Origin of the sequence: Nocardia miyunensis NBRC 108239 (assembly GCF_001613065.1) — a bacterium.
GTDB classification, from domain to species: domain Bacteria; phylum Actinomycetota; class Actinomycetes; order Mycobacteriales; family Mycobacteriaceae; genus Nocardia; species Nocardia miyunensis.
This window is the reverse complement of record NZ_BDBQ01000020.1, coordinates 1-16,566: the sequence shown is the minus strand read 5'-3', so window position 1 is coordinate 16,566 and position 16,566 is coordinate 1. Positions and strand designations below refer to the sequence as shown.

Here is a 16,566-nt window from a genome sequence, read left to right as displayed (position 1 = left end):
TGGGATGCAAGCCATTAGCGAGCCACACCGATACTGCTGGCAGGCAGCCGCATAGAGAGCTTCCCACCGGGTACCTGAGACCGATCCTGGCCGGGATCAAGCCCCACCACCAGTCTTAAGTAGCCGCATACAGTACCCATCTTCATACGCCGTATATCGGAGTGTGCGATGCTCGAAGTGTGAGCAACGATGCCGAATTCAGCGAGCCGCGCCGCGTGAGCTTCCGCGGCCGGGGTGGGATCACACTGGCCGGCGAGAGCTGGGGACCCGATGACGGACCGTTGACGGTATTCCTGCACGGCGGCGGTCAGACCCGGCACTCCTGGAAGGATTCCGGCGCCGCACTGGCCAAGGTCGGTCTTCAGGCGCTGCTCCTGGATGCGCGCGGACACGGCGAGAGCGACTGGGCGCCCGACGGCGACTACTCGCGCGAATCGATGACGGCCGATCTGCTCGGCATCCTCGCCGAACTGGACCGTCCCGCGATCGTCGTCGGCGCGAGCATGGGCGGTCTGACTGCACTGTTGGCCACCGATCGTCCCGGCAGTGAACGCATCGCCGGACTGGTCATGGTCGACGTGGTACCGCGCCCGGAGCACAAGGGCGTGGAACGAGTGCTGAGCTTCCTGGGCGGACATCAGGACGGTTTCGCCTCACTGGACGAGGCCGCCGACGCCGTCGCGGAATATCTGCCGCACCGCGCCCGCCCGCGCAGCAGCGAGGGCCTGCGCCGCAATCTTCGTCTGCGCGAGGACGGCCGCTGGTACTGGCACTGGGATCCTGCGATGATGTCGGGCAAGGGCGAGGACATCGAGGCGCACACCGTCGACCTGGAAGAAGCCGCCCGCAAGCTGAGCATGCCGATCCTGCTGGTTCGCGGCCGTCTGTCCGATGTGGTCAGCGAACAGGGCGTCGCGGATTTCCGCGCCGTGGTCCCGCAGCTGGAATACGTCGAGATCAAGGCCGCCGCGCACACCGCCGCGAGCGACGTCAACGACGAATTCACCGATGCCGTGGTCGATTTCGTGCGCGCGCACCTCGGCGAACAGTAGAACGAGCCCCGGCAGTCGCTCGCCCGGGATCGGTCGAATCCTCGTCGGCTACGGCCTCGATCGCTCGCGATCGGGTTGTGCCGCAAGGCCCGCGAGGAGCACCTCGACCATGTGGCGGGCACGGTAGTCGGGGAAGGTCCCGGCTCCGATGCACAGGTTGCCGATGGCGATCATCAGATCCAGAGGGCGCACGTCCGCGCGGAACCGCCCGGCGTCGACGCCTGCACGCAGCAACTCGCCCAGCACCGGCACCAGCCGATCGACGAATTCGGCGTGCAGACTCTCGAATCCGGCCTGGTCGGAATGCAGCGCCTCGGCCAGGCCGTGTTTGGTCACCAGGAAGTCCGTGAACCGGGCCACCCATGCGCGCAGGGCTTCCTCGGGAGCCTCGGATGTGACGGTCGCGGCGGCCAGCCCGTCGACCTGATGCCGGAAGACCGCGACCACCAGATCCGGACGAGTGGGGAAATGCCGGTAGACGGTCCCCATGCCCACTCCCGCCTCGGCGGCGATGTCCCGTACCGGAGCGTCGACCCCCGCGCGCGCGAAGACGGTCGCGGCGGCGTCGAGAACGGTCTGCGCGTTGCGACGCGCGTCCGACCGCTTACGCCGACCCACCCCGGCATCGTCGTCAGCCGATGACATCGCGGGCACCTCCCAGGTTGCCAAGCGGAGCAGTGCTCCGTATATTTCTAATCGGAGCGCTGCTCCGGAATCTATTCTCCCAGATCACCGGTTGCGGCATCACCATCTCCCATCCACGAGTGAGGACAAACTCCCATGAGTGACATCGCGTCAACCGCCGCCGCCGTCGTCGTCTCGGTCGCGCCGATCACCCTCGCGGCTCGCGACCGCGGCCAGGACCTCCAGGTACGAGTCTCGGCACCGACGACCGGCCGCGACCTGCCGGTCGTCGTCTTCTCGCACGGCATGACCCTGAACCTGGACGATTACGCACCACTGGCGGGATTCTGGGCCGCCCACGGTTTCGTCGTCGTCCAGCCGACCCATCTCGATTCTCTCGACCTCGCGCTGGACGACCCGCGCACCCCGCTCATCTGGCGTATCCGGACCGACGACCTGACCGGCATCCTGGATCAACTCGACGCGGTCGAGGCCGGGGTGCCCGGACTGAGCGGGCGCGTCGACCGGGGGCGCATCGCGGTCGCCGGGCACTCGTGGGGGGCGCAGACCGCGAGCACACTCGCGGGTGCGCGAGTTCTCGACGCCGACGGCACGCCCGGCGCGAGCATGGCCGACTCCCGAGTCGGCGCGGCAGTGCTGCTCAGCCTGCCCGGAACCGGCGGCGCGGATCTGTCGCCGATGGCCGCCGAGCACTTCCCGTTCATGAGCCCCGATTTCGGCGACATGAAGACACCGAGCCTGATCGTCGCCGGGGATCAGGATCAATCCCCGCTGACCCTGCGCGGCCCGGACTGGTTCGCCGACGGCTACCGCCTCGCACCGGGAGCCACCGATCTGCTGACCCTTTTCGGGGCGGAACACGGGCTGGGCGGCATTCAGGGCGCTCACGACACCCGGACCACCGATGAAAGCACCGAGCGCGTCGCGCTCGTGCAACGGGCCACGCTGGCGTATCTGCGTTCCGCGCTGGGGCTCGACGACACCGCGTGGTCCGAGGTCCGGGCAACCCTGGCGTCGACCCCCGAGCCGCTGGGCCGGATCGACTCGAAGTAACCACCCCGCAGTCCGGGGTGCGTGATCGCACCGATTTCGCTCGCGGACGGCCACTCGCTGTCGCACCGCCGTGATCCCTCGCACATGCCGGTCAGCGGCCGATTCGACACGGAGGCCGAGCTGCGGGTATCCGGCGTCAGCGATGGTCACGGAGAAACAGTGCGACTGCGTCGTCAGCGAGAGTATCGGCCAGTTCGGCCGGCGCCCTGCCCGAAGTGATGAGCGCAGCCACGCCCTGCAGGGTGGCGACGAGCAGTAGCCGCAGCCGGTCGGGATCACCGGACGGCAGAGCCCCGGTTCGCTGCCCCTCGGCGATCAGTTCGCCGGCGGTGGCGAACAGGCGAACCAGCCCTTCCTCCGAAATCGAGTGTCCCGCTTGGGTTTTAGCGGCGAACATCAGATCGACCAATGCGCCGTCGCGGGTGGCGAATCGGATGTAGGCGATCGCGGCCGCGCGCATGCGCGCCGGGTAGTCCGCACCGGCTCGATCGATCGCGGCACCGAGTTCATCGGCGAGGCGATCGAAACCCACCTCGGCGAGCGCATCCAGCAGGGCCTGCCGATCGGGGAAGTGCCGCCGCGGCGCCGCGCTGCTCACCCCTGCCCGCCGGGCGAGTTCACGCAGCGACAACCGATCGATGCCTTCGTCCCGGAGTGTTCGTTCCGCCTCGGCAAGCAGCACCGATCGCAGATTGCCGTGGTGATACGCGTGATCACTCATGACCGCCACCTTAGCATTCGGATGTACCCATCGATTACAATGTAACCATTGACGACAATGTAATCGGTGGCTACATTGTCTGCATGACTACTTTTCACGGTGTGGATCTGCCCGACCTGTCCGGAACAACAGCGGTGGTGACCGGCGCCAACAGCGGAATCGGCCGCTCGGTGTCGCGGGCGCTGACCGCCGCGGGCGCGCGAGTCGTGCTGGCGGTGCGCAGCATCGAGCGAGGACGTTCGGCCGGAATCGCCGGCGACACCCAGATTCGCGAACTCGACCTCGGCAGCCTCGAATCGATACGAACCTTCGCCGCCGACTGGGACGGACCCATCGATCTGCTGATCAACAACGCAGGTGTCTCGGCGCCGACGCTGGCCCGCACCACGGAAGGATTCGAGGCGAAGTTCGGCGTCAACCATCTCGGTCACTTCGCCCTGACCAACCTGCTGCTGCCGCACATCACCGGCCGCATCGTCACCGTGGCCTCACAGGCCGAACGGTTCGCCCAGCTCGACTTCCAGGATCTCAACTGGGAGCGCCGCCCTTACCAGCCCACTCGCGCGTACAACGACTCCAAATTCGCGAACCTGCTGTTCACGGCCGAATTGCAGCGCCGGTTGACCGCCGCGGGATCGAGCGTCCGGGCGAACGCGGCACACCCCGGCCTGGTCGCGACCAATATCTACCACCACGAGGGCCCGCGCCGGCCGATGGACCTGGTGTGGCGGGCCGTCATCGCGCTATTGGCCCAGGACGCGGATCACGGCGCACGGCCGGTGCTGTACGCCGCCGTCGCCGACATCCCCGGCAACAGCTTCGCCGGGCCCCGGCACCTGGCGCACATGCGCGGCGCACCAGAGCTCATCGACCGCTCCGAGCCCGCGCAAGACCAGGACCTCGCCCGCCGCCTCTGGGCCGCCTCCGAACATCTCACCGGCATCGGCTTCCCACTCCCGGCCGCCCCCGCACAACGCTGACACCTTCCCGCCGGATCCGATACCGCGACACGGTGAACACCGACCCGCCTTGCTCATCGTCTGCCCGGCGCCGGTGTTCATCGCCGAGGCCTACGCGCCCGAACCCGAAATCCGCTCGGCCCCGAGCGCGGCCGGTTCATCAGGCTGCGCGACCTGCCGCCCGGCGAATGGGGGCCAACCGCATCCGGCCACCGTGCCCGCGGGCGGCGAATACCTCGCGAACGAACCTTCGAGACAACCCGAGGACGCCGATGCTTGAACATATGTTCGATAGAACGTAGATTCGAGCGCATGCCGGTACCGCTACAGGGATCGTTGCTCGACGGATTCGAGGAGATCGCCCTCGGTCCGCTCGACGGGATGCGTCGCGTGAGCCTGTCCGCGGGCGCGTGGGTGGATGTGCTGCCGGGCTGGCTCGACGGCGCGGATCTGCTGTTCGATCGACTCGTCACGGCGGTGCCGTGGCGCGCCGATCGGCGGCAGATGTACGACCGGGTGGTCGACGTGCCGCGGTTGCTGCGGTTCTACGAGGAGGGACAGGAACTGCCGGACCCATCGCTGGAGGCCGCGCGAATCGCCTTGAGCGAGCACTACTCCGGCGAACTGGGCGAGCCCTTCCACACGGCCGGGCTGTGCTACTACCGGGACGGGGCGGACAGCGTCGCCTGGCACGGCGACACCTCCGGCCGCGGCGCGACCCACGACACGATGGTGGCCATCGTGTCGATCGGCGCGCCGCGCGCCCTGCTGCTGCGGCCCCGCGGGGGCGGCGAGAGCCTGCGTTATCCGCTGGGCCACGGCGATCTGATCGTCATGGGCGGATCCTGCCAGCGCACCTGGGAACATGCGGTGCCCAAGACACGCCGCGCCGTCGGTCCGCGCATCAGTATTCAGTTCCGTCCGCGGGGCGTGCGATGAGCCTCGCACCGGAGCGCACCGTCCGCGCGGTCCCCGTTCGGTCACCATAATTTCGCCTACCGATGGGTCACTTCGTCCGTGTCGCCCGATAGATTGGGGAAATGAACGCGACAGGGGCGGGAATTCTGGCTGTGATGCCGCTGCACACGATCAGCGAGGTGCACGGCGAGGAAGGGCTACGCCGCAGACTCGAACTGGAATCCGCGAAATTGGCCGAGCCCGAACGCGTCGGCGCGGCACTCGAATTGGTCTCGGACCTGCATCGCGACGACCGATACGGCCGCGAGCCCTATCTGAATCACCTACTGCGCGTAGCGATCCGGATCGTCAGTCACTACGAGGTGCACGACACCGATCTGGTCGTGGCGGGCCTGCTGCACGACGCCGTGGAGGACCACGCGCCCGAGCTCGCGGACGCGCGAGAGGGATCAGAGACCGAGGCCGCCCTCGCCGCGGTGCGCGAACGTTTCGGTGAGCGGGTCGCCGAACTGGTCGCCGCGGTCACCAATCCCGCCCACGAGCCGGGTATCGATCGCAATCATCAATACCGCTCGCACATCGCCGCGAGCCTGGAGCGCGATCCGTGGGCTCGGGTGGTGAAACTGTCCGACTTCACCGACAACGGTGTCGGCATCCTCTACGCCACGAGCCCGGCCATGGAACGGCTCGCGGTCAAATACCGCCCGCTCACCAGCGTCTACCGCGATCTGGTCACCCGCACCGACACCCCGCTGGCCGCACACGTCAAACAGCACATCCTCGACCAGCTCGATCTGGCCGATGAACGTTTCGACGCAATCCTCGAGTAGAACCCGCACAGGCCCGTTCACATCCAGGTCGGCCGCCCTGGCAGCACGCACATTCGTCATTCATCACCGCGGGACGTTTCCCCTCGAAGACAGCTTCCCAGCGATGCCGATCGTGCACAGCGGACTCGTGATCGAAATTCACCAGCACTGGACGCATCCCGCCAAAGCCCCTGTTCAGAGGTTCGCAGCCGGTCCGACCGACTGTGTCTTTCGCAGCGGGCTCTCGATCGAACAGCCCTGTGGCAGTGGCGCGATGGCGGTGATTCGGTCCGGTGCGAGTCGGTGATCCGCCACCCTTTCGGATGATTCGGGGTGCGGCGCGGCCGAGAACGCGAGACCATCACCGGGCTCGGCGTTTGGCGAATGGAAGGACCTCCGGCGGATGAACGGCATCGATCGGATCGCGACGAACCTGGAGTCACACCTCACGATCACGGTGCTCGCCGCCCTCGGCGCGGTCGTCGTGGCGTGCGGTGCGATCTGGGCCGTGCGATCGGCTCGGCGTCGCGGACTCACCGGGGAACAGGCGGGCACCCTGCTCGCGGCCGCGATCGCGACGGGTGTCAGCGCGCAGGGCATGTGGGTCTTCTTCGACAAATCGCTGCATCTGACGTTGTCGCTGCGGATCATGTTCTTCGCCTTCCTCGAGATCATGGTGCTGACCTCGGCGTTGCGGGCGCGCAGCGCCCAGCAGGTCAGCGGCACCGCCGGTATCGACGGCGTCGCGATGTGGGTGCTCACCTGCCTGTCCGCGGTGCTGGCGGCCACTGATGCGGACAATGTGGGCACCGTGCTGATCCGCCTGTCCGCACCCCTGGTCGCGGCCTGGGGATGGGAGCGCAGTATGGCCCTCGAGCGTCGCCGCAGCGGCGCGCTGGGCGGAATCAATTGGCGCATCACACCCGAACGCATGCTGATCCGGCTCGGCATCGCCGATCCCACCGACCGCACCGCCGGGGAGGCCGCGCGGCAGCGCCGCCTCATCGACGTCGCCCTCGCCGCCGACCACGCACGAACCCTGCGCGACACCGGCGCCGGTTCGCGCCGGATCAACCGAGCCCGCCGCCACCTGCAGCGGGTCATGCGACGCGCCGTCGAGGACGGCGGTCTGGTGGACAACGCCCGCGCGCCGCGAACCGTGCTGATGGACAATCTGCGCATCCTGTCCGGAACCGGCGCACTGGTGGATCTGGACCTGCCCAGCCCGTGGACCCTCGACGAGGAATCCGCCTCGGACAACGTAGTGTTCGCCGCCCCGGCACTCGCGGCGTCGAATGTGGCAGGTCCGGCCGTCGGATCGCATCCGACCGGGATCGACGAGTTGTCGGCGGCGTCTCCTTCCGCATCGACGTTCGGCTCACCGGAATCGTCTGGCGCGCAGACTGTTTCGACAGATCCGCCCGCGTCGCCCGATCGGGCGGCACCGCTGGCTGACACGCCGGAACAGAGCCGGACCCGAGCCGAAACGCAGGCGCCCACAGCGGCAGCGGCGAATTCATCGGCGGGACAATCGCTCCCGTCGGCAGAGCAGACAACGTCGGCCGAGGCACGCAACACATCATCGGCGTCAGCGGCAGGACAGGTCATCCCCACGCCAGCGACAGGCCAACCACATCCGGCGACTGCGCAGACCCCCACAAACGGCCAGGCGTTGCCGACGACCGCGCCACCGGCAACCGGCCAACCCCTGCCGACAACGACACAGACCCCCACACCTGGACAACCGATCCCCACGTCCGCGTCGACTCAGGAAGCGGGCCAACCGATCCCCACGTCCGCGTCGACTCAGGAAGCGGGCCAACCGATCCCCACGTCCGCGTCGACTCAGGAAGCGGGCCAACCGATCCCCGCAACCGCGCAGAATCAGCAAGCGAACCAAACCATCCCGGCGACCGCACAGACTCGGCAAGCCGATCAGGCCATCCCGGCGACCGCACGGGCTCAGCAAGTAGATCGAGCCGTTCCGGCAACTGCGCAGACTCAGCAAGCGGGCCAAACTATCTCGGCGAACACACAAGTTCCGGAAGCAGGCCAACCACTCCAGCCGACGGCACAGACTCCGGAGCCTGATCGGAACCTCCCGCCGACGACGCAGACTCCACCGGCCGGACAGGAATCCTCGGCGGTGACGCAAACGCTGCCGACAGCACAACCGTCCTCGAAGACGGCGTGGACATGGCGAGAATTCGCGCCGGCGTCGCCGGTTCCGCCGGGGCAGGCACCGGCGGACGCGGCGCGGACGACACCCGCGGACCCACTGACACAGGAGTTCGGCGAACCCACCGGACGGTATACGGCGACGGCGACACCGTCCGCCTCACCACAGACAGCGCCGTCCGAACCCGCCCAGGCGAACCGTCAGTATCGCCGGGATCCGGCGTTCCGCGAGCGCGTGCGCGAACTGCACGCGGTCAACGCACCGACCAGCGAGATCGCGGCACAGCTCGGCACGAGCTCACGCACCATCCGGCGCATTCTGGCCGATCTGGATGCCGAATCCGATGCCTCCGGGCGGCAGAGCCGGAATCCGGCGCAGGCCGCGGTTTCGAACTGGCACAACGGTTTCCGCGTTCTGCCGGGGGGAAATACCACTGCCGCACCGGGATCCGTCGGCAAGGGGACGGCCGAGGAGCGGACCCCGCACCGCGCCGATCGCTCGATGGAGCAGTAGCCGCCCGGCGGCGGGTCCGCCGGGCGCGCTATGCCGCGCTCAGGAGTGATCGCGCGACAGGGTGAAGAAATACGGGTCGCGCATCCCGCGCATATCCATCACGCCGAGCAGCGTATCCCCGTCGACCAGGCGGAAGCAGTCGATGATCGGCAGATGGTCGTACACCATCGCCGCGCCGACCTTGCCGCGGAATTCGAGGTCGCGCAGGCGTGCGCAGGGCGATCCCGCGCGCAGGACCGGGCGCAGCAGCGGCAGCAGCCGCCGGCAGAATCGGACGGCGGCCAGCGGAATCCGGCCCGCGAGCGCGAGCGGGACGCGGCGCGGATCGACCGGGAAGATCCGCTCGTCCGGTCCGGCGAACAGTAGCGGTTGCACGCTGTCGGCGCTGTCGAATTGTTTTCCGTACCAACCGGATCCGACCAGGACACCCTTCCACGGATGTCCGGTGTCCAGTTCGCCACCGCGCCAGCGGCCGGTGGTGACCTCCTCGACGCGGACCCCGGGGAGGCTGTCGAAAAGTTCCCACGCCTGCTGCGGGGTGCAACCCGCGCCGCGCAACTCGTCCAGCCGCGCCGCGGGTGTACCGGTACCGGCCACGCCAGCCTCCTCGATTCGTACGGCATAAAAACGATCGGCTCTCACAATATCCCGACACCCCCGGACCTCGGACACGTCCGTCCGGCCGGCGCTGTCCACCAGCCTCGACTCCCGCCGCGGACCGAGTGCGCCGACATCGCACGACGCGCGCCGAACACGCGGAATCGCGAATCGATGTATTGACCTCGAGCGCGGTTGAGGTATCAGGATGATCTCCGACCCCGGTCCGCGCACCCGCCCGATGCGGTCGCGGAACACCCCGCCGTCCTTTCGTACACCCGTCGGCGGGGTTCCGGGGCACATCATCGAACCCGAGGCCGCCCACTTCACACCGGACAGGGCGCCACCGGGCACATCATCCACTCCGGCACCGCCCGCTGCACGCCGGATGCGGCATCGGCCGATCGCTACGCTGGATCATGTGCAGCCGAGCCTTCTGTCACACGTCGCCGCTGCCAACGACCTGACCGGCCGCTGGTGCGAACAAGCCGGAAATGACGATTTCGTTCTGTCGGGTTGCGGGATCTGGCCGCTGCTGGGAATTCTCGCCGATGCCTCCGACGAACCCGCACGCTCCGAACTCGCCGCCGCCACGTCCGTCGCGGCACCCGAGGCGAGGTCGGCCGCCCTGGCTCTGCTCGCCGAACTCACCGATGCGGCCGCGGCCGCGGCCGCGCTCGGCGTCTGGGTCCGCCCGGACCTCGCCCTGCACGAGGCATGGGTTCGCACTCTGCCCGCGGGCACCGTCGAGAAACTGACCGGGCAACCTGCCCTGGACGCCTGGGCCGACCGCCACACCGGCGGGCTCATCGATCGTTTCCCGCTCGAGACGCAGCCGGACACGTTGCTGATCCTGGCCACCGCGATCGTCGCGAAAACGGCATGGCGCACACCGTTCCACGACGATGTCCTCGAGCCCGCGTCGGGCCCCTGGGCGGGTCACCGCGGACCGGGACTGTCCCGCAACTCCGAAACCCTCGCCGACGCCGCCCTGCTCGCCGCGCCGGCGCCGGTGACCCGGGTCGTCGTGCGCGGCACCGGCGATCTGGACGTTCACCTGCTGCTGGGCGACGGGTCGCCCGCCGAGGTGCTGCGGGCCGGACTCGGTGTCCTGGATGGCTCGATCGAGGCACGCACCGCACCGCAGATCGGTGACACCGGACCAGGCCTGACCGTCCGGCAAACCCGCGCGGTAGCCGACACCCTGCGAATCCAGTTGCCGCCGTTCGAGATCCGTTCCGCACACGACCTGCTGAAACACCGCGACCTGTTCGGCCTGAGCACCGCGACCGACCCCCGAACCGGCCATTTCCCGGCCCTGTCCGACACGCCGCTGTGCGTCGATGGCGCGGCCCAGAACGCCCGCGCCCGATTCACCCGAGAGGGTTTCGAGGCCGCCGCGGTCAGCGCCGTCGGCATGGTCCGCGCCGTCGCCCTCCGCCGCCCGCACAGCACGACGGAGATTGCCGTAGCCTTCGACCGCCCCTTCGGATTTCTCGCCGTTCACCGCCCCACCGGGCTGGTGATCGTCGCCGGATGGGTCGCGCATCCCCCGGCGTGAGCAACCTCCAACTCCACATGACAACCGATCGTCACGGTAGGCACCACGATTCCGGCCCATGCCCGACGCCATCTCCGTAGTCGCCGGCGCGTGAGTCGCCCATCACCTGTGATCGACCACGCCGTGTCCCATCGGCCCTGCATCAACGCCGTTGTCACGAGTAACCGCCCGATTCCCACGATCGTCACCGTCCCCTCGGCTCAGCGGCACACCGTCCCAGCGGCTCAGCGGCACACCGTCCCAGCGGCTCAGCGGCTCAGCGGCTCAGCGGCTCAGCGGCTCAGCGGCTCAGCGGCTCAGCGGCTCAGCGGCTCAGCGGCTCAGCGGCTCAGGAATCGTGTGACCGTTGTTTTCCGATGGCGATCTCCGGCGATCCCTGTTCTGCGGCGGCCCGGCGCCGAGACCGGCGCTTCGGGGACCGGCAGGAATGTGTCGGGGGGCTCTGGGATGATGTGTCCGATGCCCGAGCAGACCGAAATCGACCAGCGGACCCCGGCCGCGCGGACGTTGCCGATATCCGCGCGATTGCGCCGGGTGGCCCTGCTGGATTGGGTTCGGTTCGCCCTGCTGATCGCCGGATTGTTCTGCGTGGCAACGGGATTGCTGCCGCGGGCCGAGGCAGCGAGCAATATGCGCCGGATCGCGCCGCTGCTGCTGTTCCTGGGCAGTGTGATCATTCTGGCTCAGCTGGCTCGGCGGGCGAAGGTATTCGATGTGATCGCCCACCGGGTCGCGATACTCGGCCGCGGGAATTACGCGGCGCTGTTCGTGCTGTGCGTGCTGTTCGCCACGGCGACCACGACCCTGCTCAACCTCGACACGACCGCGGTGCTGCTCACCCCGGTGATGCTGGCCCTGGCCGGGCCCGCCCGCATCGCGCCGCTACCGCTGGCGATGACCACGCTCTGGCTGGCCAATACCGCGAGTCTGCTGCTACCGGTATCCAATCTGACCAATCTGCTCGCGGCGAACCGGGTCGGGCTGGACGGCGTCGGATTCGCCGCGCGCATGTGGGCGCCGCAACTGGCCTCGGTGCTGGTCACGATGCTGGCGCTGTGGATCTGGTACTGGCGGCGGCGCCGCCGGGGCGCGGACCGCTACCTTCCCCCGCACCCGGTGCGGGCGGCCGATCCGCGCGAACGCATCCTGATGGGCGTCACCTCCGGCGCATGCCTGCTGTTCGTGGTGGCGATCCCGTTCGTCGGCGACGGCATCGGACTGGCCGCGGCCGCGGCGGCACTGCTCGCGATCGCGGCCTTCGCTGTCCTGGATCGCCGCGTCCTGCGCTGGTCCCTCATCCCGTGGCAGTTGTTGATCTTCGTGGTCGGATTGTTCCTGGTGGTCCCGACGCTCAGCCGATTCGGACTCTCGACCCTGATGCACACGCTGATCGGCGACGATCGGGGCACCGCGGGCGCCTTGCGCGCCGCGGCCGCCGGGACCGGGCTGTCCAACGTCGCGAACAACCTGCCCGCATACACCGCGGGCGAGGCGGTGATACCGCCCGGCAATCGAAATCAGTTGCTGGCCTTGCTGATCGGCACGAACGTCGGGTCGGTCGTCACGCCGTGGGCATCCCTGGCAACCCTGCTGTGCCTGGAATTCTGCCGCATGCACCGCGTGCGCGTGCCGATGCGACGGTTCCTGGCCACCGGGCTCGCCCTCGCTGTCACCGCGACCGCGGCCGCCGTCGGCGCATTGCTGATCACCCGTTGATCGATGCAGGTAAATCACCTGGTCGGATGTTCCGCGCCCATGGCAGGGTGGGAACCCGGTTCCCTATTTGCAATCACTTGGGGGTTGCTATGAGAAAAATCGTTGTCTTCATCAGCCTGGCGATCTGCTGCGCCGTGGGCATCCTGGCACCGGTGGCGAGCGCCGATGCGTGGACCGACGGCCAGATCCAGTGGGTGAACTGCAAGGATGCCGGGCACCCGGACGACTACTGCCGCGCTCACCTGAACAGCCGGCCATTGCCCGCTCCCGCCCCGGCCCCGGCCCCGGCACCCAGCGGCTCAACCGGATAACGCCGCCCCGACATCGTCGGCACCGCGCCCGTCCCGGGCCCGGTGCCGATCTGTCTCATCCCTCAGCGCGTGGCGAGTACCGAGGCCACCAGATCCCGCATACCCTGTCGTATCCGTTCTCGCCCCACCGTCTGCATCGCGCGAACGACGATCTCGCTACCCAGCGGCGCCATCAGCAGCGCCGCCGTGACCTGCGCATCCGACTCCGGCCGCGCCTCCCGCAGCAGCGCGGTGATGTGCTCCGCCCAGAAGGCGTGCAGTTGCTCGCGTTCGGGATGTTCGTGCAGGGTCTGATACGCGACGACCAGGTCGAGGTTGTCCAGGGCCAGTTCCGTCATCGCATCGAAATACGCCACCAGCCGTTGCGCCGCGGGCGCGCCCGGCCCGAGCGGCGGCGGACCGTGCACGACCGCCTCGCGCAAAGCGAACGCGCGTTCCCCCACCAATTCCTGTAGCAGGCCCGCCCGAGAGCCGAAGCGGTGGAAGATGGTCCCCTTGCCCACCCCGGCCGCGGCCGCCACGCGCTCCATCGTGACACCGGCCGCACCGTGCTCGGCGAACAACGCCGCCGTCGCGTCGAGAATGGCGCGCCGATTACGCGCGGCATCGGCACGTTCCTTGCGGGGTCGGTCGGCCATGGCATCCCTTCATTGACAACTTGACCGGCGGTCCATATCGTTTGAGACAGAACTTGACCGTCGGTCCACTTAAGGAGTTTCGATGCAGGCAATCCTAATGACCGCTGTCGGCGAGCCCGCGGTACTCCTCGCCCGCGAACTGCCGGACCCACACCCCGGCCCCGGCGAGATCCTCGTGCGAGCCACCGCGATTCCGGTGCTCTATCCCGAAATCGCCCTGCGCGAAGGCATTTTCCCGATGGCTGCCGAACTTCCCGCGATATTCGGATTCCAGGCAGCCGGATCGGTCGCCGAGATCGGCGCGGACGTAGATCCGGCACTGCTCGGGTCGCGGGTGGTCGCGGCCACCGCGGGTTCGGGAGCGTATGCGGAAAAGGTTTGCGTGCCAGTCGAATCCGCCACAGTAATCCCGGCCGGACTGTCGACCGAGAAAGCGGCCGCGGTACTGATGGGCGGGTCCGTCGCGACGGCTCTGCTGCGGCGGGCCGCACTCACCGGCACCGAGACGATCCTGGTCCAGGCCGCGGCCACCGGTGTCGGCGGCTACCTCACCCAGCTGGCGAAGGAATTCGGCGCGAAACACATCATCGCCACCGCGGGCGGAGACAAGACCGCCCGCGCCCGCGCGCTCGGCGCGGACGAGGTAGTCGACCATCGCGACCCGCACTGGACCCGGCGGCTGCGAGATATCCTCGGGGACAACACGATCGACGTCGTCTTCGAGGCGATCGGCGGCCCGGCCGCGGCGGACCTGCTCGATCTCATGACCCCGCTACGCGGCCGGATGCTCGGTTACGGCTCCCTGTCCGGAGTGCCCGCACCCATCACCGCCACGGATCTGCTCGCCCGCGGCCTCACCTACACCGGCTGCGCGGGTCCGGCCTGGCTGGAACAGGTGGCCGCCACCCGCGCGGAGGTACTGAACCGCGCCGCCGACGGCGGAATCGAGGCACTGATCGATCGGACTCTGCCGCTGGATCGAGCAGCGCAGGCCCATCGGCTGGTCCAGGACCGGCAGACCACCGGAACGATCATCCTGCGACCGAATCCGACTGCCGCATAACGCGATCGGGCCGAAGGCCCCGGCTCGGCGGGATCCTCGGCCCGATCGCGGAAGACTCCGCGTGCCGGGAGGGCTATTCCTCGGACCCCGAAACCCGCGTGCTGCGAGTGGCAGCAGCGGCCGCGCGGACCTGCGGAGCCACCCGGACCACCTGGCCGAGCACGCCGTTGATGAAGCTCGGCGAATCGTCGGTGGACAGCTCCTTGGCCAGCTCCACCGCCTCGTCCACGGCCACGACCGGTGGAACGTCGTTGGCGTGGAACAACTCCCACACCGCCACCCGCAGGATGGCGCGATCCACGGCGGGCAGCCGGGACAGCGTCCAGTCCTGCAGGTACGACTCGATGGTGCCGTCCACCCGGTCCAGATCGTCGGCCACACCCTCGACCAGGGTGCTGGTGTAGGGGTTCACCGGCGCGACCGACTCGTCACCGGTGGACAACTGCACCCGCTCGGCGATCAGCTCGGTCACGTCGACGTCGCGCGCCTCGGCCTCGAACAGCAGGTCCACCGCGCGACGCCGCGCCTTGTGCCGGGCGCCGAGCTTCTTGTACTGGGACTTCTTGTCCCCGGGCTGATCGGCCACAGTCGCTGGCTTCCCTCGGGTCAGGAGTTGACGCGGCTGATGTACGAACCGTCGCGGGTATCGATGCGCAGCTTGTCACCCTGGTTGATGAACAGCGGCACCTGCACCTCCGCGCCGGTCTCCACGGTGGCCGGCTTGGTGCCCGCGCTGGACCGGTCGCCCTGCAGGCCCGGCTCGGTGTGGGTCACCACGACGTCGATCGCGACGGGCAGCTCGACGTACAGCGCCTCACCCTCGTGCATCGCGATCTGGACGCTCATGTTCTCCAGCAGGAAGCCCGCGGACTTGCCCAGCACGGATTCGCCCAGGTTGATCTGGTCGAAGGTGTCGCCGTCCATGAAGATGTAGTCCGACCCGTCGTGGTACAGGTAGGTCATATCGCGCCGGTCGACGGTGGCGGTCTCCACCTTCACCCCGGCGTTGAACGTCTTGTCGACCACCTTGCCGGACAGCACGTTCTTCAGCTTGGTGCGCACGAACGCGGGCCCCTTGCCCGGCTTGACGTGCTGGAACTCGACAATCTGCTGGAGCTGATTGTCGATCTTCAGCACGAGGCCGTTCTTGAAGTCACTGGTGTCCGCCACTGTCCTCGGATCTCCTTAGTCGTGAAATAACCACTGTTCGGGCCGCGCGTCAATCGACGACGGTCAGGTCTTTGCTGGTGAGCGTGAGCAGCTCGGGACCCCCCTCGCGTACCACGAGGGTATCCTCGATCCGGACACCGCCGCGGCCCGGGAAGTACACACCTGGTTCGACGGTCACCGCTACGCCACCGAGCAGTGTACCCGTGCCCGTTTTGGCAAGGCCGGGCGCTTCGTGGATCTGCAGACCGACGCCGTGTCCGAGCCCGTGCACGAACAATTCGCCGTATCCGGCCGCCTCGATCACCCCGCGCGACGCCGCGTCCACCTCCGCGCATCCGGCGCCCGGTTTCAACGCCTTGCGCCCGGCCCGCTGCGATTCGCGGACCAGGTCGTACACCTCGCGCTGCCAGTCGTCGGGCTCGCCGAGGACGAGGGTGCGGGTCATGTCCGAGTGATAGCCGTCCACGACCGCGCCGAAATCGAGTTTCACGAAATCGCCCGCCGCCAGCACCGCGTCGGTGGGCCGGTGATGCGGCACAGCGGAATTCGCGCCCGCGGCGACGATGGTCTCGAACGCCACCGCCTGGCCGCCGTGCTCGAACATCAGCCACTCCAGATCCCGCGCGACCTGCCGCTCGGTGCGGCCGGGCCGGATCCCGCC

The 16,566-nt window shown here is 68.5% G+C and carries 17 protein-coding genes; 10 read left to right on the top strand and 7 right to left on the bottom strand.

All coding sequences use genetic code 11. The features are described 5' to 3' along the window. The first annotated feature begins 179 nt into the window (after nucleotides 1–179). Nucleotides 180–1,052: an alpha/beta fold hydrolase gene (locus tag NM2_RS09445; RefSeq protein ID WP_067666718.1), complete on the top strand. Its 873-nt coding sequence runs from the start codon at nucleotides 180–182 to the stop codon at nucleotides 1,050–1,052. Nucleotides 1,053–1,100: 48 nt separating this feature from the next. Here NM2_RS09445 and NM2_RS09440 read toward each other — a convergent pair whose 3' ends face one another. Beyond that, nucleotides 1,101–1,697 (bottom strand): TetR/AcrR family transcriptional regulator, encoded by a 597-nt coding sequence (locus tag NM2_RS09440; protein WP_067666724.1) that lies wholly within the window; start codon nucleotides 1,695–1,697, stop codon nucleotides 1,101–1,103. A gap of 135 nt (nucleotides 1,698–1,832) precedes the next feature. On the opposite strand from NM2_RS09440, the gene NM2_RS09435 reads away from it, so the two are divergent. Further along, nucleotides 1,833–2,750 carry an alpha/beta hydrolase family protein gene (locus NM2_RS09435; protein ID WP_067666717.1) on the top strand — a complete coding sequence of 306 codons (918 nt, stop codon included), beginning with the start codon at nucleotides 1,833–1,835 and terminating at the stop codon, nucleotides 2,748–2,750. A 136-nt stretch (nucleotides 2,751–2,886) separates the two neighbouring features. On the opposite strand, the gene NM2_RS09430 is transcribed toward NM2_RS09435, so the two are convergent. Then, nucleotides 2,887–3,471, bottom strand: coding sequence for a TetR/AcrR family transcriptional regulator (locus NM2_RS09430; protein WP_067666715.1), 585 nt, complete (start codon nucleotides 3,469–3,471; stop codon nucleotides 2,887–2,889). An 83-nt stretch (nucleotides 3,472–3,554) separates the two neighbouring features. Between NM2_RS09430 and NM2_RS09425 the strand changes: the two genes are divergently transcribed. From NM2_RS09425 to NM2_RS09400, 4 genes are all read left to right on the top strand, one after another. Then, nucleotides 3,555–4,451 carry an oxidoreductase gene (locus NM2_RS09425; RefSeq protein WP_067666713.1) on the top strand — a complete coding sequence of 299 codons (897 nt, stop codon included), beginning with the start codon at nucleotides 3,555–3,557 and terminating at the stop codon, nucleotides 4,449–4,451. Between the two features lie 291 nt (nucleotides 4,452–4,742). Next, nucleotides 4,743–5,369 (top strand): alpha-ketoglutarate-dependent dioxygenase AlkB, encoded by a 627-nt coding sequence (locus tag NM2_RS09415; RefSeq protein WP_067666709.1) that lies wholly within the window; start codon nucleotides 4,743–4,745, stop codon nucleotides 5,367–5,369. 101 nt (nucleotides 5,370–5,470) lie between these two features. After that, nucleotides 5,471–6,178, top strand: coding sequence for an HD domain-containing protein (locus NM2_RS09410; protein ID WP_067666707.1), 708 nt, complete (start codon nucleotides 5,471–5,473; stop codon nucleotides 6,176–6,178). A 382-nt stretch (nucleotides 6,179–6,560) separates the two neighbouring features. Beyond that, entirely contained in the window at nucleotides 6,561–8,849 is a 2,289-nt protein-coding gene (locus tag NM2_RS09400; RefSeq protein WP_067666699.1) for an MHYT domain-containing protein, read from the top strand. Between the two features lie 39 nt (nucleotides 8,850–8,888). Here NM2_RS09400 and NM2_RS51460 read toward each other — a convergent pair whose 3' ends face one another. Continuing rightward, the gene (locus tag NM2_RS51460; RefSeq protein WP_245717927.1) at nucleotides 8,889–9,446 is read right to left on the bottom strand and encodes a DUF4334 domain-containing protein; all 558 of its coding nucleotides are present in this window, start codon (nucleotides 9,444–9,446) and stop codon (nucleotides 8,889–8,891) included. Between the two features lie 421 nt (nucleotides 9,447–9,867). Here NM2_RS51460 and NM2_RS09390 point away from each other — a divergent pair, with 421 nt between their 5' ends. From NM2_RS09390 to NM2_RS09380, 3 genes are all read left to right on the top strand, one after another. Further along, the gene (locus NM2_RS09390) at nucleotides 9,868–11,007 is read left to right on the top strand and encodes a serpin family protein (protein ID WP_084530636.1); all 1,140 of its coding nucleotides are present in this window, start codon (nucleotides 9,868–9,870) and stop codon (nucleotides 11,005–11,007) included. A 459-nt stretch (nucleotides 11,008–11,466) separates the two neighbouring features. Further along, nucleotides 11,467–12,723, top strand: a complete 1,257-nt coding sequence (locus NM2_RS09385; protein WP_067666720.1) for an SLC13 family permease — start codon at nucleotides 11,467–11,469, stop codon at nucleotides 12,721–12,723. A gap of 89 nt (nucleotides 12,724–12,812) precedes the next feature. Beyond that, a complete protein-coding gene (locus NM2_RS09380) occupies nucleotides 12,813–13,034 on the top strand; it encodes a hypothetical protein (protein WP_157120994.1) in 222 nt (73 codons plus the stop codon). A 62-nt stretch (nucleotides 13,035–13,096) separates the two neighbouring features. On the opposite strand, the gene NM2_RS09375 is transcribed toward NM2_RS09380, so the two are convergent. Beyond that, nucleotides 13,097–13,672, bottom strand: coding sequence for a TetR/AcrR family transcriptional regulator (locus tag NM2_RS09375; protein ID WP_067666696.1), 576 nt, complete (start codon nucleotides 13,670–13,672; stop codon nucleotides 13,097–13,099). Nucleotides 13,673–13,754: 82 nt separating this feature from the next. Between NM2_RS09375 and NM2_RS09370 the strand changes: the two genes are divergently transcribed. Beyond that, a complete protein-coding gene (locus NM2_RS09370) occupies nucleotides 13,755–14,735 on the top strand; it encodes a quinone oxidoreductase family protein (protein WP_067666694.1) in 981 nt (326 codons plus the stop codon). Between the two features lie 73 nt (nucleotides 14,736–14,808). Here the strand turns inward: NM2_RS09370 and nusB are convergent, their stop codons facing one another. The 3 genes from nusB to NM2_RS09355 all read right to left on the bottom strand — a co-directional run. Further along, nucleotides 14,809–15,321, bottom strand: coding sequence for a transcription antitermination factor NusB (nusB, locus tag NM2_RS09365; RefSeq protein WP_067666692.1), 513 nt, complete (start codon nucleotides 15,319–15,321; stop codon nucleotides 14,809–14,811). A gap of 20 nt (nucleotides 15,322–15,341) precedes the next feature. After that, nucleotides 15,342–15,905, bottom strand: coding sequence for an elongation factor P (gene efp / locus NM2_RS09360; RefSeq protein ID WP_067666691.1), 564 nt, complete (start codon nucleotides 15,903–15,905; stop codon nucleotides 15,342–15,344). Between the two features lie 49 nt (nucleotides 15,906–15,954). Next, a partial coding sequence (locus NM2_RS09355; RefSeq protein WP_157120993.1) for a M24 family metallopeptidase occupies nucleotides 15,955–16,566 on the bottom strand: 612 nt, incomplete at its 5' end.

Bases quoted from the DNA above. Each gene is read 5' to 3' on its own strand.
- NM2_RS09415 (WP_067666709.1), top strand. From the start codon at position 4,743: ATGCCGGTACCGCTACAGGGATCGTTGCTCGACGGATTCGAGGAGATC.
- NM2_RS09385 (WP_067666720.1), top strand. From the start codon at position 11,467: ATGCCCGAGCAGACCGAAATCGACCAGCGGACCCCGGCCGCGCGGACG.
- NM2_RS09375 (WP_067666696.1), bottom strand. From the start codon at position 13,672: ATGGCCGACCGACCCCGCAAGGAACGTGCCGATGCCGCGCGTAATCGG.
- NM2_RS09430 (WP_067666715.1), bottom strand. From the start codon at position 3,471: ATGAGTGATCACGCGTATCACCACGGCAATCTGCGATCGGTGCTGCTT.
- NM2_RS09400 (WP_067666699.1), top strand. From the start codon at position 6,561: ATGAACGGCATCGATCGGATCGCGACGAACCTGGAGTCACACCTCACG.
- NM2_RS09380 (WP_157120994.1), top strand. From the start codon at position 12,813: ATGAGAAAAATCGTTGTCTTCATCAGCCTGGCGATCTGCTGCGCCGTG.
- NM2_RS09435 (WP_067666717.1), top strand. From the start codon at position 1,833: ATGAGTGACATCGCGTCAACCGCCGCCGCCGTCGTCGTCTCGGTCGCG.
- NM2_RS09440 (WP_067666724.1), bottom strand. From the start codon at position 1,697: ATGTCATCGGCTGACGACGATGCCGGGGTGGGTCGGCGTAAGCGGTCG.
- NM2_RS09410 (WP_067666707.1), top strand. From the start codon at position 5,471: ATGAACGCGACAGGGGCGGGAATTCTGGCTGTGATGCCGCTGCACACG.
- NM2_RS09370 (WP_067666694.1), top strand. From the start codon at position 13,755: ATGCAGGCAATCCTAATGACCGCTGTCGGCGAGCCCGCGGTACTCCTC.
- NM2_RS09425 (WP_067666713.1), top strand. From the start codon at position 3,555: ATGACTACTTTTCACGGTGTGGATCTGCCCGACCTGTCCGGAACAACA.